Source organism: Proteus sp. GOKU (genome assembly GCF_015475555.1).
In the GTDB taxonomy this organism is placed as follows: Bacteria; Pseudomonadota; Gammaproteobacteria; order Enterobacterales; family Enterobacteriaceae; genus Proteus; species Proteus mirabilis_B.
The window spans coordinates 2,313,956-2,336,049 of record NZ_CP034105.1 but is presented as its reverse complement, the minus strand read 5'-3'; the positions used below and the strand labels follow the sequence as shown (position 1 = coordinate 2,336,049).

Annotated in this window: 26 protein-coding genes; 16 read left to right on the top strand and 10 right to left on the bottom strand. The window is 33.2% G+C overall.

The window, feature by feature from the left end; all coding sequences use genetic code 11:
- Nucleotides 1–20: 20 nt before the first annotated feature.
- A complete protein-coding gene (locus EHE21_RS10905) occupies nucleotides 21–725 on the bottom strand; it encodes a Rha family transcriptional regulator (protein ID WP_194950682.1) in 705 nt (234 codons plus the stop codon).
- Between the two features lie 389 nt (nucleotides 726–1,114).
- Here EHE21_RS10905 and EHE21_RS10900 point away from each other — a divergent pair, with 389 nt between their 5' ends.
- Nucleotides 1,115–2,185 carry a hypothetical protein gene (locus tag EHE21_RS10900; RefSeq protein WP_194950681.1) on the top strand — a complete coding sequence of 357 codons (1,071 nt, stop codon included), beginning with the start codon at nucleotides 1,115–1,117 and terminating at the stop codon, nucleotides 2,183–2,185.
- A 34-nt stretch (nucleotides 2,186–2,219) separates the two neighbouring features.
- On the opposite strand, the gene EHE21_RS10895 is transcribed toward EHE21_RS10900, so the two are convergent.
- Complete coding sequence (locus EHE21_RS10895; RefSeq protein WP_194950680.1) at nucleotides 2,220–2,471, bottom strand: hypothetical protein; 252 nt, start codon at nucleotides 2,469–2,471, stop codon at nucleotides 2,220–2,222.
- A gap of 173 nt (nucleotides 2,472–2,644) precedes the next feature.
- Between EHE21_RS10895 and EHE21_RS10890 the strand changes: the two genes are divergently transcribed.
- On the top strand, nucleotides 2,645–4,798 hold the full coding sequence (locus tag EHE21_RS10890) for a sialate O-acetylesterase (RefSeq protein WP_194950679.1): 2,154 nt from the start codon (nucleotides 2,645–2,647) through the stop codon (nucleotides 4,796–4,798).
- 64 nt (nucleotides 4,799–4,862) lie between these two features.
- Here EHE21_RS10890 and EHE21_RS10885 read toward each other — a convergent pair whose 3' ends face one another.
- A complete protein-coding gene (locus EHE21_RS10885; RefSeq protein ID WP_194950678.1) occupies nucleotides 4,863–6,716 on the bottom strand; it encodes an acyltransferase family protein in 1,854 nt (617 codons plus the stop codon).
- A 187-nt stretch (nucleotides 6,717–6,903) separates the two neighbouring features.
- Here EHE21_RS10885 and EHE21_RS10880 point away from each other — a divergent pair, with 187 nt between their 5' ends.
- From EHE21_RS10880 to EHE21_RS10865, 4 genes are read left to right on the top strand one after another with little or no spacing between them, the layout of a single operon-like run.
- Nucleotides 6,904–7,275 carry a putative holin gene (locus EHE21_RS10880; protein ID WP_194950677.1) on the top strand — a complete coding sequence of 124 codons (372 nt, stop codon included), beginning with the start codon at nucleotides 6,904–6,906 and terminating at the stop codon, nucleotides 7,273–7,275.
- Nucleotides 7,272–7,544: a phage holin family protein gene (locus tag EHE21_RS10875; RefSeq protein WP_004243326.1), complete on the top strand. Its 273-nt coding sequence runs from the start codon at nucleotides 7,272–7,274 to the stop codon at nucleotides 7,542–7,544. Before EHE21_RS10880 ends, EHE21_RS10875 begins: the two co-directional genes overlap by 4 nt.
- Before the next feature lie 2 nt (nucleotides 7,545–7,546).
- On the top strand, nucleotides 7,547–7,891 hold the full coding sequence (locus EHE21_RS10870) for a M15 family metallopeptidase (RefSeq protein ID WP_115349912.1): 345 nt from the start codon (nucleotides 7,547–7,549) through the stop codon (nucleotides 7,889–7,891).
- A complete protein-coding gene (locus tag EHE21_RS10865) occupies nucleotides 7,891–8,385 on the top strand; it encodes a hypothetical protein (RefSeq protein WP_194950676.1) in 495 nt (164 codons plus the stop codon). The genes EHE21_RS10870 and EHE21_RS10865 overlap by 1 nt, the downstream gene beginning before the upstream one ends.
- 280 nt (nucleotides 8,386–8,665) lie before the next feature.
- Here EHE21_RS10865 and EHE21_RS10860 read toward each other — a convergent pair whose 3' ends face one another.
- From EHE21_RS10860 to EHE21_RS10850, 3 genes are all read right to left on the bottom strand, one after another.
- The gene (locus EHE21_RS10860) at nucleotides 8,666–9,067 is read right to left on the bottom strand and encodes a hypothetical protein (RefSeq protein WP_194950675.1); all 402 of its coding nucleotides are present in this window, start codon (nucleotides 9,065–9,067) and stop codon (nucleotides 8,666–8,668) included.
- Nucleotides 9,067–9,483 carry a hypothetical protein gene (locus tag EHE21_RS10855; RefSeq protein WP_194950674.1) on the bottom strand — a complete coding sequence of 139 codons (417 nt, stop codon included), beginning with the start codon at nucleotides 9,481–9,483 and terminating at the stop codon, nucleotides 9,067–9,069. Before EHE21_RS10855 ends, EHE21_RS10860 begins: the two co-directional genes overlap by 1 nt.
- A gap of 129 nt (nucleotides 9,484–9,612) precedes the next feature.
- The gene (locus tag EHE21_RS10850; RefSeq protein WP_194950673.1) at nucleotides 9,613–10,194 is read right to left on the bottom strand and encodes a hypothetical protein; all 582 of its coding nucleotides are present in this window, start codon (nucleotides 10,192–10,194) and stop codon (nucleotides 9,613–9,615) included.
- 146 nt (nucleotides 10,195–10,340) lie between these two features.
- Here EHE21_RS10850 and EHE21_RS10845 point away from each other — a divergent pair, with 146 nt between their 5' ends.
- On the top strand, nucleotides 10,341–11,120 hold the full coding sequence (locus tag EHE21_RS10845; protein WP_194950672.1) for a DNA polymerase beta superfamily protein: 780 nt from the start codon (nucleotides 10,341–10,343) through the stop codon (nucleotides 11,118–11,120).
- Nucleotides 11,104–12,156 carry a DNA polymerase beta superfamily protein gene (locus tag EHE21_RS10840; protein WP_194950671.1) on the top strand — a complete coding sequence of 351 codons (1,053 nt, stop codon included), beginning with the start codon at nucleotides 11,104–11,106 and terminating at the stop codon, nucleotides 12,154–12,156. Before EHE21_RS10845 ends, EHE21_RS10840 begins: the two co-directional genes overlap by 17 nt.
- Nucleotides 12,157–12,284: 128 nt before the next feature.
- Here the strand turns inward: EHE21_RS10840 and sra are convergent, their stop codons facing one another.
- Nucleotides 12,285–12,518 carry a stationary-phase-induced ribosome-associated protein gene (gene sra / locus EHE21_RS10835; RefSeq protein WP_194950670.1) on the bottom strand — a complete coding sequence of 78 codons (234 nt, stop codon included), beginning with the start codon at nucleotides 12,516–12,518 and terminating at the stop codon, nucleotides 12,285–12,287.
- 389 nt (nucleotides 12,519–12,907) lie between these two features.
- Complete coding sequence (gene cutA, locus EHE21_RS10830; protein WP_194950669.1) at nucleotides 12,908–13,216, bottom strand: divalent-cation tolerance protein CutA; 309 nt, start codon at nucleotides 13,214–13,216, stop codon at nucleotides 12,908–12,910.
- A gap of 371 nt (nucleotides 13,217–13,587) precedes the next feature.
- Here cutA and EHE21_RS10825 point away from each other — a divergent pair, with 371 nt between their 5' ends.
- From EHE21_RS10825 to EHE21_RS10810, 4 genes are all read left to right on the top strand, one after another.
- Entirely contained in the window at nucleotides 13,588–14,571 is a 984-nt protein-coding gene (locus EHE21_RS10825) for a sugar-binding transcriptional regulator (RefSeq protein WP_109849640.1), read from the top strand.
- 251 nt (nucleotides 14,572–14,822) lie between these two features.
- Complete coding sequence (modA, locus tag EHE21_RS10820) at nucleotides 14,823–15,578, top strand: molybdate ABC transporter substrate-binding protein (RefSeq protein WP_088495328.1); 756 nt, start codon at nucleotides 14,823–14,825, stop codon at nucleotides 15,576–15,578.
- Between the two features lie 100 nt (nucleotides 15,579–15,678).
- Nucleotides 15,679–16,455: an ABC transporter permease gene (locus EHE21_RS10815; protein ID WP_194950668.1), complete on the top strand. Its 777-nt coding sequence runs from the start codon at nucleotides 15,679–15,681 to the stop codon at nucleotides 16,453–16,455.
- Nucleotides 16,449–17,075: an ABC transporter ATP-binding protein gene (locus tag EHE21_RS10810; protein WP_194950667.1), complete on the top strand. Its 627-nt coding sequence runs from the start codon at nucleotides 16,449–16,451 to the stop codon at nucleotides 17,073–17,075. Before EHE21_RS10815 ends, EHE21_RS10810 begins: the two co-directional genes overlap by 7 nt.
- A 21-nt stretch (nucleotides 17,076–17,096) precedes the next feature.
- Here EHE21_RS10810 and EHE21_RS10805 read toward each other — a convergent pair whose 3' ends face one another.
- Together EHE21_RS10805 and EHE21_RS10800 are read right to left on the bottom strand one after the other, a co-directional pair.
- Entirely contained in the window at nucleotides 17,097–17,789 is a 693-nt protein-coding gene (locus EHE21_RS10805) for an XRE family transcriptional regulator (RefSeq protein WP_194950666.1), read from the bottom strand.
- A 110-nt stretch (nucleotides 17,790–17,899) separates the two neighbouring features.
- Nucleotides 17,900–18,157: a hypothetical protein gene (locus EHE21_RS10800; protein ID WP_006532995.1), complete on the bottom strand. Its 258-nt coding sequence runs from the start codon at nucleotides 18,155–18,157 to the stop codon at nucleotides 17,900–17,902.
- An 833-nt stretch (nucleotides 18,158–18,990) separates the two neighbouring features.
- Between EHE21_RS10800 and EHE21_RS10795 the strand changes: the two genes are divergently transcribed.
- The 4 genes from EHE21_RS10795 (at nucleotide 18,991) to EHE21_RS10780 (ending at nucleotide 22,038) form a co-directional block, all read left to right on the top strand.
- Nucleotides 18,991–19,398 (top strand): DUF4878 domain-containing protein, encoded by a 408-nt coding sequence (locus EHE21_RS10795; protein ID WP_194950665.1) that lies wholly within the window; start codon nucleotides 18,991–18,993, stop codon nucleotides 19,396–19,398.
- A complete protein-coding gene (locus EHE21_RS10790; RefSeq protein WP_228766667.1) occupies nucleotides 19,377–19,952 on the top strand; it encodes a YiiX/YebB-like N1pC/P60 family cysteine hydrolase in 576 nt (191 codons plus the stop codon). Before EHE21_RS10795 ends, EHE21_RS10790 begins: the two co-directional genes overlap by 22 nt.
- Before the next feature lie 248 nt (nucleotides 19,953–20,200).
- Nucleotides 20,201–20,905 carry an RNA ligase family protein gene (locus tag EHE21_RS10785; RefSeq protein WP_194950664.1) on the top strand — a complete coding sequence of 235 codons (705 nt, stop codon included), beginning with the start codon at nucleotides 20,201–20,203 and terminating at the stop codon, nucleotides 20,903–20,905.
- Entirely contained in the window at nucleotides 20,902–22,038 is a 1,137-nt protein-coding gene (locus EHE21_RS10780) for an AAA family ATPase (RefSeq protein ID WP_194950663.1), read from the top strand. Before EHE21_RS10785 ends, EHE21_RS10780 begins: the two co-directional genes overlap by 4 nt.
- Nucleotides 22,039–22,094 lie beyond the last annotated feature (56 nt).

The following is a 22,094-nucleotide window of genomic DNA, read 5'->3' as shown; positions in this document are numbered from 1 at the left end:
AAACTGGTGCTTACTTGTCACTATAATCGGCTAATCAAACTTTCTACATATTGATGGTGTGTGCGTATTTCTTGCATTGCACCATTCATTTCTAACAGCGATTCACGAACCCAACGCAGTGTTCTTTCAGCTTCATCAACGTTGTGACCGTCTTTTTTTAGATAGGTGAGGAGATTGTGTAAAACATCTTTCTTTGGGTTACGCATAAAATCATCCAGTAATTCGATGCGATTTTTACGAGTGCGAGGAAAGCTATATTCTTTGGCAACTTGCCCAGCAGGAATAAACTCACCTTCATGGATGGTGCGTTGTAACTGATCGACAAGTGCTATGAGGCCTTTTTTATCTGTTGAATTACCAATTGATAAATAACGTTCTTCTGCAAGTTCGGCTTCCATTCTATCGAATTCGGAAATATAAGCCTCTTTAAATTGAGCTGCTTTCTTTCCAGTAAAACCCATAACTAAAAATACAAATCCATTTTTAGTCATTTGAAAGAATGGTGTTTTCCTCATGGCTCCATTGCCTATTTTTAGGTTAATGGACATCTCCGCAAAATTGCGGTTATGAAATTCTGGTGAGCAATCAAGGTTGCGTATTTTCTTTAGAACATCATCATGGCGCTTGATAAAAAATGCGGCCACAGATTGAGAAGAGGTAACGGCTTGACCTTTGTTGTTAACAACGATTTCAGGATTTAAATTGATAGGAAACTGATTAGTCATAATGATTACTCCGTTTAGTTTGGGTAATCACCACTAGCAACGCCAATTACTGGTGGTGAACTGTATGGGGTTGGCGTACCAGCCTAAACGGATACTGGCGCATCTTTCGATGCCCCCACACAGCCCACCATTGAATAGGTGTAACTGTATTTCACATACAAAAAAACCGCTTGCGCGGTGTATGCGCCGTTTAGATAGATTCAGGACGCCAATCCCGACATCAGATTTTGCTGATGTAATATCACTATGGCGCATAAATAAGGAGTTGTAAATTACCAAAATGGTTATGTTATTGCAATTTTTTATTTAGTTATTGACCATAATGGGAGTGTGAAATGAGAATAGGGCGGATTAGTATGTAAGAAATATTAATGATATGAGATGGTGATATGTCAGCAGATAATGAACAAAAGAAAAAAGAGCTAATTGAATTCTTCAAAAAAGAAAAAGAGAAAAAAAATAGTAATTTTTTATCCAAAACAAGGTGGGTAGGGCTATCATTTATACCTGGAGTTAAGCAAGTAATACAATTTAAAAGTGATTTGATTGAATACCTAGATGGGAATGAGGTCTTAAGACTAGTTGAGTTCTTTTATGGCATAAATTATAAAGATAATCCCAATAAGTTACAGGCTCTTGGTCCTGAATATGCAGAGCAGATCATAGATTATGTAATGAAAGACACTGAGAATGATAAGTTAGAGTATTATATCAATCTTACTTTAAATATCTCCAATTCTGATTTTGACATTAAAGAAAGAAGAGAGATAACTAGAATTTTAAAATCTTTGAGTGTATATGATGTTCAATTAGCAAGGAAATATTATATATATAATAAATTTGAGATATCTGGATATCAAAATAAAAATGATAAACTAATTGAGATATCCTCTTCTACTGATGGTTTTGTGTTGAAATCAATTAATAATCTAGCATATAACGGATTGCTATATGAAGCAGCTAAAGGTAGAGCAGGTCAACAGTTTTATTCGATAACAGATGTGATGATTAAGTTTTTAGAGTTAATTTTTAAAAATAATGAATTATTGCCATCAGCTATTAATGAAATAGAAAAAGAAAAATATGATGTGTTAATAGTAAAAGAAAGAATATTGCAACCGATGACGAATGAGTATCGTGAAAATATTGAAATTAAAGAATTTTGTGATTGTTTTATAGGGAGATTTAGTAGTGATGATGTTAGAATATCAAGCATCTATTGGGATGAATGGGAAAAATATGAAGTAACAACAAGGCAGTTTTTATTTATTATTCCTGATGGTGATAACTTTAGAATCTATTCTTCAAGTGATGTAAATACACTTTATAGTTTTATTAAAGGAGATGGCATAAAATTAACAGCTTGTATGCTTTTGAATAAAAAAGATTATTTTAATACCTCATTAATTAAAGAGATCAAAGAGAATTTAAAATTTATTGGTAAAGACAAATACATATAATATGTAAATAGCACCGTCTAAGCGGTGCTTTACCTTACTTCTTAAGCTCAAACAAAATACATTCCACTAACGGTATTATATTTTTATTGCCTCTCATCTTTTGAACTATAAAGTTTCTCATTGCAATCAGTTCTACAAGTGGAGCTGATACATCATGACCATCTTCTCCCATCCTTGTTAAAAGTGCTTCAAGGTTTGATTTCGTAATTAATTTTTCAATCCCTTCATCGGTATTCACTACATCTGGATAGTTAGCTGGTGCAGGGTATTCATACTTCTTTTCCATTGCTAAAGTCCTCACTAATGAAAACGGTCACGCAAACTATAATAACGTAAATGCATTAAAATGTTTATCTAAATGGTTAATCTAATCATCCATTTGATAACCATTATTGCAAATATGGATATATTTTATAGTTAAACGTATCATATCCTCATTAACACCAGAGGAGATGGGCAATGACTGTATCTACTGAACTAAGCCATGAAGAGTATGTGGGCAATGGAGTAACAACGGATTTTGATTTCCGCTTCCGTATCTTTGAAAGCAGACATTTGATTGTTGTCGTTGCTGACAGTGATGGTAATGAAACAACATTAAAGGATGGTACTGATTACACTATTGTGGGAGCTGGTTCTTATCATGGCGGTAAGGTGGTTTTAAATAAACCATTAGCCAAAGACTGGAAGATATTATTAGAACGTGATTTACCTGTTGTACAAGAAACTGACTTACGTAATCAGGGGAAATTCTTTGCTGAAGTACATGAAGATGCTTTTGATTATCTAACAATGTTAATTCAAAAGGCATTGGTTTTTTTATCATTATGTCTGCGTAAGCCCAGTTATTTATCTAAATATTATGATGCTAAAAATAACAGGATTGAAAATTTAGGAGATCCTAAAAAAGAAGGTGATGCTACAAATAAAAAATATGTAGATGCTATTGTTAGTAATTCCTATGGAAAAACTTTACGGGTACGCGATAAAATAATAAATACAATTCCAGATACAAAACAAAGGTCAAATAAGATTTTAGCATTTGATGATAATGGCCAGCCAATAACTATATTGCCTGAAAAAGGAACAGCAAGTGATGTTTTGCTTGAATTAGCAAAAGATTCTGGTTCTAGTTTAATTGGTGATGTTAATTTTGATAATTTAAGTGAAGCTTCTGGTTTGCTAATAAATCAATATTTTAATCATGGAGATATATATGATGTATTTGTTGTGTATGGACAATCAAATGCGGTTGGGTACGCTCAAGATACTTATGGATTTCCAGATGTTATCGATGGTGCAATGTATTATGACTATAAAGATAATACTATAAAAAAAATAATTAAAGCTCTCCCTTATTCTTCAGGAAATGTAAGTACTGGTCACGCGTGGGCTGCGTTTGCTAATAAGTACATAAGGAAAACAGGAAGAAAGGTTCTAATTATTCCCTGTGCTAGAGGTGAATCATCTATTGTTGAACTATCAAAGCCATTAACCCCATCAAATACCGTCTATGATAAGATGATTAGCTCATTTAACTCCGCAATGTTTGTCGCAAATAGAGATGGTATATCAATAGGATATAAGTCATGTCTGTTTCACCAAGGTGAAACAGACATGACGCTAGGAACTAAAAAGCAGGAATATCAAGATACATTAGATCAACTAATTAGAGATATGCGCTCAGATATGGGGCTGAATAAGTGTTTTTTATATCGAGTTGGATGCCCTCAGAATAGAAAAGAAACATCTTGGTATGGTATACAAGCCGCTCAAGATTACCTATGCCAGTCTTACGACTGGATGGTGATGGCTTATTCTGGGTGCGGGACATTTACCATTGGCAATGGGTTATTACGAGAAGGAGTGCATTACACTCAAAATGGCTATAATATTATGGGGAATGAATCAGCCAGTGTTATTGTTGATTCTCTATTTAATAAAAACTCTTCCTCAGAATTTGAAACTGAAATGTATGGAACTCCACTGCTACCACAAGACCAAATATGGAGATATACGTATGGTAGGTTATTAGTTGGTTCTGACGGAAATTTAACGCTATTTGACAAGTCGAACACTGGTTACTCATATAGAACGATAAATATTTCTAGAATAGAAATGCTTGAAGATAAAGTTAGACTTTACTTACAAAGCAGAGCTAACTGGATACTTGGTCTTGATGTTGAAATGAATGAGGGAGGTAAGGTTTTTGGTGTTCAATGTTTCCCTACAGTTGCTTCTGTTGGGAATAATGAATTTGCTATAGATTTGTCTTTTTTAATGGATGTTTCATTTGCAGTTTCAAAAGATGGTGATTTGATGAGAGCACCAGATTTGAGCTCATCAAGCATTCCACCATTTGTCTCTGAAAATATAACAATAGACAAATCAAATGGTATCCTGATAACCCACGGAGGGATAACTGGATTTCCTGTGCTATTTGGGGTAAATGGCGGAACGGTGTCCATTTCTAATATTTCAGGAAAATCATTTGTTATTAGTAGTTCTTCTGGTGCTTTAATAACCCTGAATAGGATGAAAGTAAAACCAACATCACTACCGCGCTCTATGCAGGTTGCAATTAAAGCAATTATTTGTGAGAAGAAAGAATAATAGGTTCCATAACGAATCCTATTATTCTTAATGTTTTATACCACCTTCATTAAAGGTGGTTTTTTTATTTGTAATTTATCTTATTCATAATAAATTTAGTGAATTTTTCCGCACCGAACTTTGTGAGATGAGGTTTTATAATTATAGGATTATCATTTTCTATAATTGTACAGCTGAATTTATTACATTGTTCATCTCTCATAGAAATGAATTCAATGTTATCATATTGCAATGTTAATAATTTAAAAATTCCTTCAATATCAACATCTGTCCTTAAGCTATCTTTATCTTTACTCTCCATCTTTTCACATCTTTCAGAGTGAAGTAAATCAGATAAAAAATTGCTTTGCATTGTTTGTGAGTTTAACAAACAACTGTATGGATTATAACTAGGTTGATGATAATCACCTAAAATATAGAATTTTCTATTTTGGCCTTTGTTTTTTAAATTATCTAAAAATAATTTTATTTTATTTTCTGTTTGTACTTTATCTAATCCTTTTAAATACAAATCCCACCGTTGTGATATAATTACAGGCGAATCATCATTTTTAGCTATTCTTTCTAAGAATTTATTTTTCATTGTAATGCAATTTCTACTACCTTTATATGAATCATTGATCATTGTAGTGTTGCATGATTCATTAGAATATAATTCAAAATTAACACCATATTCTTTCATTGCTTCAACATACATTAAAGCAAAACTATCACCTGACAATATTATTTTTTTAGATGGTAAATTCTCGTTAAAATATAATATATCATTTTGCTTATCTCTATATAAAACCCATGGGTTATAGTAAAATTTATAATTCTTACTATATTCTTGTGTTTTTTTATCTATCCTTTGTGTTACTCCATCTTTAGCAATATATTGGCAAGCAATAAGAATAATAATATAGAATGGAATAATAAATACTATTTTTAGTCTTCTTTTCTCTATCAAATAATATGAAGAAATAGCTAAGATAAAAGTGATTGTTAAGTATATTATCAAACTTAGTTCTAAGTTTAATTTTTTAGTTATGACAAGTAAAGGCCAATGGAATAGATAAATAGAATAAGACCATAAACCAATTTTTTGAAAAATAGGATTACTTAATATGAAATTTTTTTCATAATTTATAGCTAATATTATAGCTGTTGCTACTACAGGAATTGATGCATAAAAACTAGGCCAAGGTGTATTGCTATCAAAAAAATATGAAGCAAATATAATTATAATTAGGCATAAAAAGAATAATATTTTTTTATTCTTTTCTGAAACCTTTGCTACAGGATATGCAAATGCTAATCCACCAGCCATCATTTCCCATGCTCTTGTGTGTATCATGTAATATGCTTGGCTTGGATCTATTTTTGTTATGACTGAAGACAATATTAGTGAAACAAAAAAAAGAAACACTAAAGACTTTCTAGTATTACTTGATGTCGTTATCTTACTGATTGCTAATATTATTAATGGATATATTAAATAAAATTGCCACTCAACAGATAATGACCATGTATGGAGTAAGAACTTCTCCATCGATTCAACATCAAAATACCCAGACTCATTGAAATATGTAATATTTGATATGAATAATAATGAGTCACGAGCATGAATACCTATTTTCTTATAATCATTTGGTTCTATCAAAAAATAAGATAGAAACACTAATATAAATATTAAAAGCATTAATGCTGGAATTATTCTTTTACATCGTGCTGAATAGAATTTAATAATGGAAAAATTGTTATTTTCAATACCTGTCAAAATAATAGAGGTCATTAAATATCCAGATATAACGAAGAAAATATCAACGCCAATGAAACCAGCAGGAGCTAGTGAATTGTCAAAGTGAAATAAGATAACTAGTAGGACAGCAATTGCTCTCATTCCATTGATATCTGTTCTAAATTTCTTTTTTTGCATAGTAATCTAAGGGTTAATTTGATATTTATGCAATTTTACCACTAATGTAAAAATAGGTCAGTAGTATATATTCATGATTTTTATGTGTTATGGGGTAAACTTCAATTTATTAACTTTTTTTGCATTTTTGTTTATCTCATTGGTTATGTATTATCATGACTATTCATTAATCACTGGTACTACACTCATGCAAGAAGATGTCTACACAAAAGCTGGGATCGGCACAACTGCTTTTCTTGGTTACTTCGCAGGGCTTCCAGCAGAAGTTGTTATGGGTTCACTGTTGGGGGCCATCTTCTTTACCACTGCAGCTACTGAATATAACTTTAAGCGTAGGTCTTTATTGGCCTTTCTAAGCTTCGTTTGTGGTCTTATATTCTTTAGCCCCGCAGCAACTATCTTTATTTCTGTTACTGGCCTTTTCGGTGTGAAACCGGAGCAATACGAAATCGAACATATCGATGCCGTAGGTGCTTTTGTTTCCGCTTTGCTTGTGGTTAAGTTAAGCGTAAAAGCATACGGAAGGGCTGATATACCGAAACAAGGAGGGCAACAATGAAATGCGAAACATTGCTCACTATTGTTAATGCCATCATCTGTACCGTCATATTTCTACGTGTGTTCTATTTTAAACGTGACGGCAGACAACACTGTAAAAAAGGTGGATGGTTAGCTTTCCTCATTCTTGCTTACTCTTCAAGCGTACCTATTCGCGCTTACTTCGATCCTAATTATCACGCTGATATCTACAACATCTTTGCCAATATCCTGATCTGCACAACGTTGTTGGTCAGTAAGGGCAATGTCATCAAGTTTATAAAGGGGTGAATATGTCATTAGTCGATAAACAGAATACGTTTACAGGTATGGTTGCAAAGCTGATCACCTTTGCTCAGCAGAACGGATATAAGCTGACGTTTGGTGAAGCTTATCGAACACCAGAACAAGCACAGCTTAATGCAAAGAAAGGATCGGGTATTAGCAACAGTTTGCATACTCAACGTTTAGCAGTCGATTTCAACCTATTTGATGCTAACGGAAAATACCTTACAGCCACCAGCGACTATAAAGAACTGGGTGAGTATTGGGAGTCATTAGGTGGAAGTTGGGGCGGACGTTTTAAAACTCGTCCTGACGGTAATCATTTTTCATTAGAGCATAATGGGGTTCGTTAATGAATAAAACCGTCATAGCGTTAATTGCTTTGGCTGTTTCCTTTACCGCTGGCTTTGTTGCTGGCGGTATTTATTTTGATAACCGAGCAATGAATAAACAGATTGCAGGTAATCAATTAGATGAAAAGGATGTGGCCACAAATATTGAACTGCGTAAACACGCAGACAATGAACAGCAAAATAGGTTGGAGATATATCATGAAGCACAACAGCATGATACGATACGCACAGATGCTTTGCTTGATCGTGTTCTTAATCACTTTGACAGGGTGCAGTTCTCAACCAGTACCACGAAAACAGAAGTTGCAAGTACCGATAACACCAATACCTGCCGAATTGAGAAAGCCAAAGCCAGTGAACTTTCTCGACAATTACGAGAAACACTTGAACGATATGGGCGTGAAGCTCAGCGTGCAGATGAAAACACCAGAACACTCAACCTTTGTATTTCAGAGCTGGAAGCAAAGGAAAAACTCCTCAATTCTTACCGATGAAAAAGTAGACAGATTTTATAATGACGGTATCGGTGACGGTGTTAGTGATATCTAATTTAATTATAATTTATATTTATCAGTGGGTTAAGTTACTAGAATATAATTGAGTGGGAATAAAATACCGTTTATCAGCAATAGTTGATAAAGGTTAAAAAACTAATAGCCATCAGTAAGTTACTGGTGGCTTTTTTGTATGCAACTGTACAATTTTAAAGTCAGTAATCACTATGGTGAAGTAGTTATATATTTATCAATACACAAATCTTTATTAATAAAAAAATCAAGACGAGGTACACTTAATCATTCTGACTCGACATGAATTACTCAATAACTTTTTAAGATAATGAATCTGACCTTGTTTTGAAGGTTGTTCCAATGATTTTTTTATTAACGCTTGCTCTGACTCAACAAAATTTTGCAAAACAACGTGTATTGCATCATCAATTTGCCGCCTTAATAAAAGAATATTCTCCTCATTATTGTTTTTAACAACGAGATTATTTAAATCAATAATATCTAAATTGATATTTCTACTTTTAAGTTCTTGTGCTAATTTATATGTAAGTTTTCGTTCTATCTTTAAACGAGAATGTAATTTCTTTGTAGATTGCAACATCGCGTAAAAAGCAATTGCAGTACCTAATAAACTTAGTATAGCAGGAAGAATGGTGATTAAATTCATTAACGTGAACTCCCATTATTAAAGTTCCAATAAGGTATACATTCAACAACATGTTTGTTATAGCGTTCACAAGTATGAATGCAGAATATTAGGACAATAGTAGTAATTGAACTTATTTTTACTAAAGGTAAAGTCTCTGTTGTATTACTAAGAATAAAACCAAAGGCCATAGAAAAAAGTATACTAATAAAAAAGCACAGGGAAAAAATAGCTTTATTTCTAGAAGATAAGCCAATAGATATCGAGTACATTGAAGCTGTAATAGTCAGAGTGGCGTCTGATGGATATCCTTGCATTTTCCATGTTTCCAAGAAAAGAGGTAACAAAGGAATTAACATGTGAAGAATAATACATGTAAGAAATTCTGTGTTCTCCTCACTTAATCCTTTAATTGCTTTTAATTCTTTCTTTTTCATAATATTTAACCAAGACTATTTGGTTGAATATTACAGTAAATTTCCACATGAAAAAATACTAGAAAAAGTAAAAATACATTTTTTAGCAGGATACAAGCATAATAATTTATTATAAATATAATTAAACCATCAAACTAAAATAACCTTCCTTAATTCTTTTCTTATATCCTCTTCAAACCATGTACTATTATCGATAATAACTATACTTTTAGTGTTATCTGCTAAAATAATTTTTGTCTTAATATCTCTCTTATTTAATAATATCTGTATATGTTGTAAATGGCGGCGTTTACCAGTAAACCAATGTCTATTAATGGTGAGTAAATTAATGGTGTCGGTATATCCGCATCCTAGCCATTGTTTTAAATTAAGTAATGCAATTTTGTTTTCTTTAGAAAAAGTAGGGTGAAGAAGATAAAACTGACTGCCAGCAGTTTGGGCATCATAGATATCTTGCAGAAAATCCTCGACACTTTCCCCACTGCCAACGATATCAATTTTACCCGTAAAGGTACCCACTAAATAGGCATTCACACCAACATAACAATGCTCTAGTTGATTATAAATAACATAACGCTCAGAGTTACAACGAATTATCCAAAAATCTTGTTTAGGCGATAACTCACAAGAATAAATAGCAAATCGCTCACCACAAGGTGATGAATGACAGTGATTAAGAACGATATCTTGTGCTTGTTGTGAGGTTATCATTTTAATTTGTAAACCACCTAATTACACATGGATAAAATGAGAATTTGACTAAGTTTGTATTGGCTTATGTCTGTGTTATAACCATAGAATATTAGTGTTAAGAAGTAAATTAGTGAAAAAGTCACAAATAAGGAGATAAGGATATCATGCATAATGAGATATTAAAAAAATTACCGCAAATAGAACAAGATCATCAAGTTAAACTACTTTATGTTGCAGAAAGTGGTAGCCGAGCTTGGGGATTTGCTTCAACAGATAGTGATTATGATGTGAGAGGTATTTTTATACACCCTCGCAATGCTTATCTTTCTATCGATAAACCTAAAGAAACCTTTGAATGGATAGAAAACAGTTGGTTTGATGTCGGCGCTTGGGATATTACCAAAGCACTGCATTTATTACGTAAATCGAACTGTATATTATTAGAATGGCTTCAATCACCGATAATTTATCAAGAATATCCTAATGTTCAAAAAGAGTTATTTGAGCTTGCAAAACTCTTTTATCAACCCAAAGTGATTGTTCATCATTATCGAGGAATTGCTAAAGTTGTGAGTGGATATTCTCCTGAAAATAACTCAAAGAATGAGATTAGTGTAGAGTCAATAAAATTAAAAAAATGGTTCTATCTATTACGTTCTCTTTTATCCGCTTATTGGACAGTAAAAACGGGTGACATTCCGCCTATGGAGTTGGATAAGCTGATAAAAATCTTAACTGTTGAAGAACAAAAAGCCATCGAAGAGCTAGTAGAATTTAAATCAGACAAAGATGAGCATTTTACTTGGGTTCCAACAGAAGCGATGCAACATCTAGTGATTTTTTTATGGCAAGAGACAAATGTTCAATTAGCAAAAAGAACAGTACCAGATAATGATATTTTAAATAATTGGTTTAGGAAGAAATTAGATGAAGCTGACCATTGAAGATATAAAACCTTATCTTTTATTTGAAAGTATCGCTGGAAGTCGTTCACATAACCTTGCGACGGAAACATCGGATACAGATATTAAAGGTGTATTTTATCTCCCTAGAGATCTTTTTTATGGGTTGGAATACACGACGCAAGTCAGTAATGAAACCAATGATATCGTTTATTATGAACTAGGACGATTTATAGAACTATTGTGTGCATCTAATCCTAATATTTTAGAACTACTTAATTCACCTGAACATGTGGTTATTTATCGGCACCCTTTAATATCATTAATAAAACCAGAATGGTTTTTATCTAAAACTTGTGTTCAAACATTTGTGCATTATGCACAAGGTCAGATTAAAAAAGCTCAAGGATTAAACAAAAAAATAGTAAATCCAGTCGAAAAAAAATTAAAAACTATTCTCGACTTTTGTTATGTGATTGAAGACGGAAAAACAATTTTAATCAATACTTGGTTAGAAAATCGACATTGGAAACAAGAACATATTGGATTAACAAAACTCGCCCATGCTCAAGATATTTATGCAATTTTTTATGATGATAAAGCGACTTATCAAGGAATAATAAAAAAAGAAAGTGCAAATGATGTATTGCTAAGCAGTATTTCTAAAACAGCAAAACTAGAAGGTTATCTTAGTTTTAATAAAGAAGGTTATAGCGCATATCGCAAACAATATCATGAATATTGGCAGTGGGTTGAACAACGTAATGATGTCCGTTATCAACAAAACATTGATCATGGACGAAGTTACGATAGTAAAAATATGATGCATACCTTTAGATTGCTTTATATCGCATTAGGGATCGCACAAGAAGGGAAAGTGAAGGTTTGGTGTGATAATCGAGATGAATTATTGGCAATTAAAACTGGTCAGTTTAGTTATAATGAATTATTAGAGCGTAGTGAAACACTTATCAAGAATATTGAGAATGCATTTCAACTAAGTACATTGCCTGATGAAATTGAGCCTTCAATCGCAGAAGTTGCACTTATAAATATAAGAAAAGAGCTTTATAAATAGTAAAAAAATAAACTGGCCTAGAAAACTAATATCCCTTACGTAATGTAAGGGATATGCTATTTTTAATATTTTAAGTATACAAACTGAATACAAAAATATTTATTAAATAGCGTTGGCGTATAACCATATTAATTGGTTGCAAGATACTCTGGATAAGCATCAGTTAACTTCATATAGATACGCTTATGCTCTGCTTTCTTTCTGAGATCCTGTTTTAAACAGACTTTAGCTGTGTTTTTTAACTCAGCAGGTACATTTTCAGCGTTTGTAGAGGCAATAATGGAAAAACGCACTTTCTTTTTAGACCGACTTAAATTATAAGGTAAACCTAAAATACGTCTTGCGACTCTGTTTGTTTTCACAACTCACTCCTTTTTTCATGTAATTTAGAGAAAGCCTGTTTATTATAACAGAAAATAAAAAGAATAAACTGTTGGTAAGTTTATTAATTTAGCATTAAAGGCTATTTTACCTATATATTTAAAATATATTCATGCCAATAAAATAAATATTTATATATTCCTTATTTAATTAACCATCTATATTGTTATTAGTTGAAATTAAAAATTTCTTTATTATAAAGTATATTTAAAATACCTGTATTAATTTAGAATAAGAAATTTAATTTAACATTAACAATAAGTTACTTGTCTAATAATTGAGATGATGTAAGGGGGTTTTATTTACAATTTATTATCATTTTTTGGAAAAAATATTAGAAAAGATGTCTCACTAAAAATTTAACATTGTTTTAATTTAAGGATGTATGGATCCAATTAAGATAACCTTTAAAACCATTTTCAATCGGTATTATAATTACTTCAGGAGTATCGTAAGGATGTATTTCGACAAGAGTATCAATTAAGTTTTGTTGTTTACTCTTTTCGGATTTTATCATCATAAGTATTTCATTATCTTCAATAATTTTATTATTCCAACAATAAATAGATTTGACTTGAGGGATTAAATTTACACAAGCAGCAAGTTTCGCATTGATGAGGTAGTGAGCAATTTCATTAGCGATGGTTTCATTTGGTGCTGTTGAGTATGCAATTATCATTGTTTTTCCTTTTTAAATTAATTTGATTTTTCATAGCAACAATAAAGGTTAGGTGATTTTAATTTTATCAAAATAAAACTTTTTAAAACTTAAAGCTAATATTTTTATTTTTAGCGAAATAAAACAGTATTTTCAAAAAAAACTTTCTCGATATGAACTGTTTACGGCATTATTAAGGGCTTTTTACGTATTATAAGGTTCTTGTAGTAAAGAAAAATATCAGGGTGCCGATATTATTAGTAGATTAATGAAATGTATCTATTTGTGTTATAAGGCTTAATTTTGCCAAAGGCATTTTTATCTTCAATAATATCTCTAATATAAAATAAACTAATTAGTCATAAGATTTATAAAAATTTGTGGGGTTTAAAATGGATAATAATTCGCTAAAAAACGCGAGTTTATTTGATAATGATCCCGTTCTCTATGCTGCATGGCTTTACTATCAGGACGGGCTCAGCCAAAGTGAAGTTGCAAATATAATGGGTGTTTCTCGTGTCACAGTAGTGAAATATTTGCATCTAGCTAGAGAAAAAGGATTCGTAAATATTAACTTGGATTCATCAGTATTTTCTACGATTGATTATGCCATAAGAATAAAAGCAAAATTCGATCTTAATAATGTGCTTATTTTACCTGATGAAGAAAAGAATAAATCGCAACACACTTTAAATATGAACAGAGAAAGATTAGCGAAGGCAGGAGCGATGTATCTTTCTCAGATAATTAATGACGATGATATTTTAGGTGTTGCTTGGGGACGAACAATTTATAAATTGGGTAATTATCTTCCACCCAAATCATTAAAAAACATCACAGTACTGCAAATGATAGGTGCAGTGGCACCACAGCCTGATTTTAAAACAACAGAAGCCGCCGCGTTAATCGCAAACAAGTTATCAGGGTGCAGTATTAATTTGCATGTACCTGCGGTGGTGTCTAGCGCACGTCTAGCAATGGAACTTCAAGCGGAGCCTATTATTAGACGTAATTTTTCAGCGCTGAATCAGTGTAATAAAGCTCTGTTTGTTGTGGGTAATACACGAGATGACAATCCTCTGGTAACAACGGGGGTTTTAACGAGCAGTGAAATGGCTCAATATCGTGATTTGGGTGCTGTGGGCGTAATTTGTGGGCGTTTTTATGATGCGCAAGGCAATCCTTTGGTTTCTGATATTGATCTTAGGATTATGGGAATAAGCCTTGCTCAATTAAGACAAATAACACAGCGACTTTTTATTGCAGGTGGCGTGGAAAATATTCAGGCAACAATAGGGGCGATAAAAGGAGGTTACGCCACTGATATTGTGATTGATGAAGTGACTGCGTTGGCATTATTAGAGTTAGATAATTAGTCATAAAATCCTCGTGAAAGCGAGGATTTGTCGGCAAACCACTATTTTAAGATCTACTTATCTCTGATAAAAATAAATATTTGAAGCATTTATTTTGATCAGTCTCTTTTGTAGAGCTTGCACATAAAGAAAAAGATAAAAATGATAAGTTGTTAACATTTTTCTCTTTTTTTATATGCGCCTCTTGCCTTAAACAGTTATATCATTCATTATATAAAAAATTATATAACGATAGTCAGGATCACCATTTTATGAAACGCCAATTGCTTGCTGGTTTAGGACTAGCATTAGGATTAATTTGTCATAATACATTTGCCGCTGAGCTTCATCTTTATGCAGGAGCTGGGTTAAAACAACCCGTAGAGCAAGTTGTAAGTGTATTTGAAAAAGAGACAGGAAATAAAGTCACTATTGAATATGGCGGTTCAGGTCAAATATTAACACGCTTTAATTTAACTAAGCAGGGGGATTTATTCTTTCCTGGTTCACAAGATTATGTGGAAAAGTTAGATAAAGAAGGGCAAGTCGTTAATCAGTATTCTATTGTTCGTCATATTCCAGTTATTGCTGTGCGTAAAGATAAAGTGGGTGATATTAAAACACTAGAAGATCTGGCGAATAGCTCATTAAAACTAGGAATGGGTGATGCTAAAGCTATCGCATTAGGCAAAAGTGGCGAGCAACTGATTGATGCGTCAGGTCAAGGCGATAAATTACGTGATAAAGTTGTTGTGCGCACTGCAACGATTAAACAATTGCTTATGTATTTATTAAATGGGGAAGTGGATGCCGCCATTATTGGATATGCAGATGCAATGAAAAACCAAGATAAACTTGTTTTACTTCCAGTTCCTGAAGGCAGCCCAGAAGAAGTGGCAACACTTGCTGTTTTAAAAACATCAGCAAATCCAAAAGAAGCACAATTACTTGCTGATTATTTTACGCGTGCTGAAGGGATAAAGGCTTTTACTGATTATGGTTTTCTTCCTGTAATTTCGAAACCATAGATTTTTTTCTCACATAAATTGTGTTTTTTCGCCACCAACTCACTGGTGGCTTTTTTCATTATTACAGCAAAATAAATATCTATCTTAAAAAGGAAATAACGTGTTTCGATGGGCATTAATTCCACTTTTTTTGTTGTTATTTCTGATCTTAGGATCGCTAATTGCACTAATATGCCAGCTTTCTTATGTTGAATTGAGGCAAGTCATTACTGATCCTGAATTCCATTTTGCTATTGGTATGTCACTTAGTACAGCGTTAACTTCTTTATGTCTGGCTATGATCCTAGGTGTACCAGCCGCATGGGCGATGGCAAGGATCCCTTTTAAAGGACATCGTTTTATTGATGCATTATTAGATTTACCCTTGGTGACTCCTCCATTAGTTATCGGTATCGGATTATTATTATTGTTAGGAAATCAGGGGCCTTTAACAGGAGTTTTTCCTGAGTTATCTCGCTCTCTCTTTTCACCATTGGGTATTATTATTGCTCAAACTTATGTCGCTAGCGCGATTATTATGAGAAATAGCCTCTCTGCTTTTAAATCTGTTGATCCTGCTTATATTCAAACTGCACAAAATCTAGGATTAACGCCAACAAAAACATTCTTCCTTATTGAGATCCCACTGTGTTGGCCCGCTTTGATGAGTGGAAGCATCATTGCATTTTCTAGAGCCTTAGGCGAATTTGGCGCTACGTTAATGTTAGCTGGTGCAACAAGATTAAAAACAGAAACGTTACCTATGGCAATTTATTTAAATATCGCCAGCGGAGACTTCACTCTGGCAATAGGTTGTGCACTTGTTCTTATCGCTATCGCGATTACTTTACTATTTGCGTTACATCGTTTGCAGCGAGAAAGGAAAATATCATGCTAGAAATTCGTTCATTAACAACGGGTATATTAAAAGATGTTTCGCTGAACGTAGAGAAAGGAACATGCTTAGGAATAAGTGGTACATCTGGAAGTGGAAAAACAACGCTTTTAAATGCGATTGCTGGATATACTTCATATACTGGTGATATCTACCTTGCAGATAAAAATATAAATAAACAACCAGTGTGGTTACGTTCTTGTCGATATTTAAATCAACGGCTTTATTTATTTCCGTTTATGACGGTGACACAAAATTTATGGTTAGCACAGTATGGTGCAAAGCAGAAACGAAGTAAGGAGAGAGAAACGGCGATATTAGAGCAAATGGGAATTGCACATCTCGCAGCACGTTATCCTCATCAAATTTCAGGAGGGGAGCAGCAACGCGTCGCATTGGCGAGAGCTCTTATTAGCCAACCCAAACTTTTACTACTGGATGAACCTTTTTCGAGTTTGGATTGGGAAACACGTTATCAGCTTTGGGATTTAATCGATTCCTTAAAATCTAAGGACATAACGATGATCATGGTTACTCATGAACCTCGTGAAATTAGGGCCTTAGCGGATAAAACGGTTTTATTGTCTAAAGGACAAGTTGTTACTGAAAACTCAATACTATGAAATTATTATCTTACTTATTGATTACCATGCCATTACTGACCAATGAATAATGCGACCCATAATTTTTACAGAGTCTGTTTCTGCTGATTCATCAGGAAATTCGTCTTTGTTATAGCTACGTATAATCAACTTACCGCCTGGTTGACGATAGAGTAGTTTTATTCTGAATAAGGCATCTTGTTCGATAGCATAAATGCCACCATCAACAATACGTGTGTTGCCTGTATCAACAGTGACCGTTGAGCCATTTGGAATAACAGGTGACATACTATCGCCATAAACAGAAAAGCAAATAACGTTCTGAGAAGATGCGCCATAACGGCGTAATGTGCTTTTTGAAAATCTCAATTTATATCCATTATGATCTTCGTTAGTACAACAACCGTCACCCGCTGCGAGTTCGATACTTTTAAAATAGGGAATTTCCACTTCATCAGCACCTAAAGGGGTATTACTATCCCATTCACTCACTGGTTGCCATTCATTCTCTGGTGGAATTTCAGAATTCGCATTGGTTGGTTCTTCACCTTCAAGTAGCCAAGCTAAATCACAATTTAGTGCTTTTGCTAATTCAGGTAAAAAACGGGGACGTTTAGTTTTACCACTTTCTAGCTGTTCTATGGATTGCTGTGTTGTACTCGCTAAAGTAGCAAGTTCTGATTGTGTTAAACCTAACGCAATGCGTTTATCTTTGGTACGTTTCGCAATAGACATTAGTGACTCCTAATACGTGTCCTTACATATTCAAGTACAAAGAGTATATCGTAAAAAGAAAACAAATTAAATTGTATTTTATCTTAATCATAAAATTAAGAATAAATTAATTACTTAATTTTGAAAACGTCATCTGCACTATCTGGTGGGGTGAGATAAGGGTTTTCATCAGTAACTTCAGGATCTCTCAAGACTTCTCCACAGAAAATAATAAGGTCCGGTCTTTTTTGTTTTAAGTAGTTAAGTCGTGTTGTGCATTCATCTTTAGTATAAATTGTTTCTGTAACAGGAACTGCATCACAAGAATCATTTCCACAAGGACTTACCAACAACACATAACCGACCAGCATGAGCTGTGAAGTAAACATAAAATATCCTTTTAACTATTCATGTTTGGTCATCGAAATCAGACCGCTAGATTACCTATTTGTTGATAAAAAAGCAGTTTCTATTTGTCTTAAATAGCATTAATGATGCAAAAAGGTGTATGTGATCACAATTTTTCTAGTGTTTATTTGTATTTTTTTGCAATGTGTTATAGGCAAATCACCTAAATATTAGGCAATAATACGCGATGACATATTGTGAAAACAAATAGAATTGTTTTTTAGTCTGTTTGATTGTTGTAATATTGTTATTTGTAATATTAAATTGATACTTTCTATGAAATATTAATTTAAATGATATTTGTTAATTAGATAAATTAAGGTGAAATGCATTATATTTAGCAAAAATTAAAGTGGTTACAGCAATAAATAGAGAATAATTTTATTTTAGGGTTATTACAAAAGTAATAAAATTTATTCTTATTAATGCTTGCTCTTAATTATCTTCTTAAAAAGAAAGTTAGAGATAAAAAAATAGATGATTTTTTCTTTATCTATTGATTATAAAGGGTAAAAAATAAATTATTTTCATTGTGTAACTAGTAAGGATCTTGTGATAATTAGAGTTACTCTTTTTATGATACGTTGCAAAACTAATTAAACATCATTTAATCTCTACCTGTAAATAACGAGTGATATAAAAATATGCCGAAATTTATTTTTATCACGTATAATTTATCGATAGGAAAGGCTAAGTTAGCTCTCTTTATTGAATTAATTTTAAATAATGTATTTGCTATCTTATATTTTAATATAGGAAATATTTTATATAAGATTTTTTTGGTCAAAATAACTTTTTATGGTGATGGTGAATTATGTTAAAGAAAATTGTGGGTTCTCTGTTTTTAATATTTACAGTTATGGCATTATCAGCTTGTGGTGATAAAACAGATGATCCAGGGCAAGCTGCTGTTGCATTTGTCGAAGCAATTGCAGAAGGAAATGGGGATAAAGCTGTAGCATTAATCCATTTGGGTGAAATGGAAAAAGATCCAAGAGTTGAGCAATTTAATAGCAAATTTAAAATGATTGTTGCGGAAACAGGGAAACAAGTTAAAGAGCAAGGCGGTTTAAGCAAGGTAGAAATTGTTAGCGTTGAATATAGCGAAGATAAAAAGAGCGCAATTGTGACATTAAAAACAGTCTTAAAAGATGGTGTTGAAAAAACAAAAGCACAAGAAATGATTAATGTAGATGGTAAATGGAAAGTTGCCTTCAAGTGATTGTTCGCACATTTAATATTGTAGCTTTATTCTTAGCGGGTGCATTTTATGCACTCGCTTTGCCTCATGACTTAAAAAATGGTGATTTAGTTTTTCGTGATGGGGATGAAGTTATTAGTGAGATAATTAAACAAGTCGATAAAAGCGGGTTTAGCCACGTAGGTATGCTGTGGATCTCTGATAATGGTATTCAAGTGATCCATTCTACACCCAGTGAACATAGTAATATAAAAGATGGTGTTACTGTGGATAGTCTTGAATTTTTCATTAGTCGAGCAAAGCCTAATTCAGTTCGCTTTTACCAAGTGAAAGGAAGTGAAGAAGCAAGAAAGATTGCGGTGCAAACTGCATTAGAACGAGTAGGTGAAAATTTTAGTATTCAACCGGGGCAAGGTGTTTATTGCACTGAACTAGTTGCTACTGCATGGTTAAAAGCAGGGGTTTCTATTTCTACTGGTACTCGAAAATTAGATATGCCATTTATTTCAGATAACCCACTTATTTTTCCTGAAAATCTGATTAATTCTGAAAATATTATCCAATATCCCCAGTAACACTTATTTTTGTCATCTTTTAATAAGTTTTAACCAAAAAAATAAATAACATTAATTTTCTAGCTCTTTGGAAAACTTACAGGTAGTATCTGTCTAAATTTATTTTCCTCTCTCTTTTGATTATTTAGGTCGTTGTTATGTAATACGCATTGAGGCACTGAAGGATATAGTGCAAATACAGAAAAATTAACTTACCGAATTTCTTTTTAAATTTGGTAGACCTTCTGTTACTTAATGAGTATTAAATAATGAATAATCAATCACAAAAATATGATAGAACCTATCACTATCCTTTTTCACCAGGCACAACAAATGACGATCGTATCAATGCGCAATGGTGGCGGGATATTTGCCAAATAAAACAACTTATCCATACAGAAAAACTGGATGGAGAAAATAATTGCCTAAATAAAATGGGAGTTTTTGCTCGCTCGCATGCAACCCCGACTCAATCAGCGTGGACATCTCAACTGCGTCAACGTTGGCAAATGATGAAAAACGATTTGGGTGAGTTAGATATTTTCGGTGAAAATCTATATGCCATTCATTCTATTGAATATGCACACTTAGAAGAATATTTCTATGTGTTTGCGGTTCGTTATAAAGATAAATGGCTAAGTTGGGAAGAAGTGCAGTTTTATGCTTCTCTCTTTGATCTGCCAACGGTGCCAGAAATTAAGCTGCCGGAATGTCAGGATAAAACTGATTTTGAAAATATGATTGTTTCACAAGCCAAGCAGGCAAGTTTTTTTCAATCGCAAGATGTTTTAACGCAAAAACCAAGCCCAATGGAAGGCATTGTTACACGAGATGCTCAGTCGTTTTCTTTAGATGATTTTTCACATCGTGTTTTTAAATATGTTAGAAAAGATCATGTTAAAACAGATGTTCATTGGAAAAAAAATTGGCGACGAGCCCCTTTAATTTGGGAAAAAACACAGGAGTCTCAATGATGCTTCATAAGAAATTACACACTGAAATGTCATGGGAACACCTTTGTGAACTGTATGATGAAATTAGTGATATGGTAGGTGTTATGCAAGATCCTATTCATCATGCAGAAGGTGATGTGGCAATACATACACAAAGAGTAATCAATTCAGTTAAATCATTGCCAGAATATAAAACGTTAACTGAAAGAGAACAGCAAATTTTATGGATCTCGGCACTTCTTCATGATGTGGAAAAACGTTCTACAACACGAGAAGAAGAGGGGAGAATTGTCTCACCGGGTCATGCTCGTAAAGGTGAATTAACGACACGTCTTTTTCTATATGAAAAAGTACCTTTGAGTTTTGCCGATAGAGAGCAGATCGCGGCTTTAGTTCGCTTTCATGGATTACCGCTGTGGGTGATGGATAAACCTGATCCTAAAAAAGCACTGCTTGCTGCATCATTAAGAGTAGATTGCTATTTACTGGCATTATTGGCTAAAGCTGATGTTTTAGGGCGAGATTGTGAAGATGAGCAGGCTCTTTTTGATAAAATTGCGTTATTTACGCTTTATTGTGAAGAGCTAAATTGCTGGCGTAGAGCTGCGCCATTTCCTTCAGATGATGCTCGTTTTCACTATTTTTATACAGAAAATAGTACTGATTGCAATTATGAGCCTTATCCTGAAAAAGGAAGTGAAGTTACGGTGTTATGTGGATTACCGGGTATGGGAAAAGATACCTTTATTCGCCAACATTGTGCAGATATTCCGATTGTGAGTTTAGATGATCTCCGTCGCCAGCATAATATTAAACCTGATAATAGGGATGCTAATGGTTGGATAGCACAGCAAGCAAAAGAGCAAGCCCGTATTTATTTACGAGAGCATAAACCTTTTGTTTGGAATGCCACCAATATTACGCGAAAAATGCGAGATCAACTTATCTCTTTGTTTTATCGTTATAATGCAAAAGTCACCTTGGTTTATATTGAAGTTCCTTATGCACAATGGCTGAGGCAAAATAATGCAAGAAATGAAGCTGTGCCGGCTAAAGTAATGGAACGTATGTTGAGTAAATTGGAAGTACCTACACCAGAAGAAGCGCATAAAGTGATTTATTGGATTGAAGGGCAATCTCAGAGCATACTTTAATTATCTGACGGAAGTTGGTGAAATGATAAGTCAGTTATAAAAATAAAGTGAGGGTT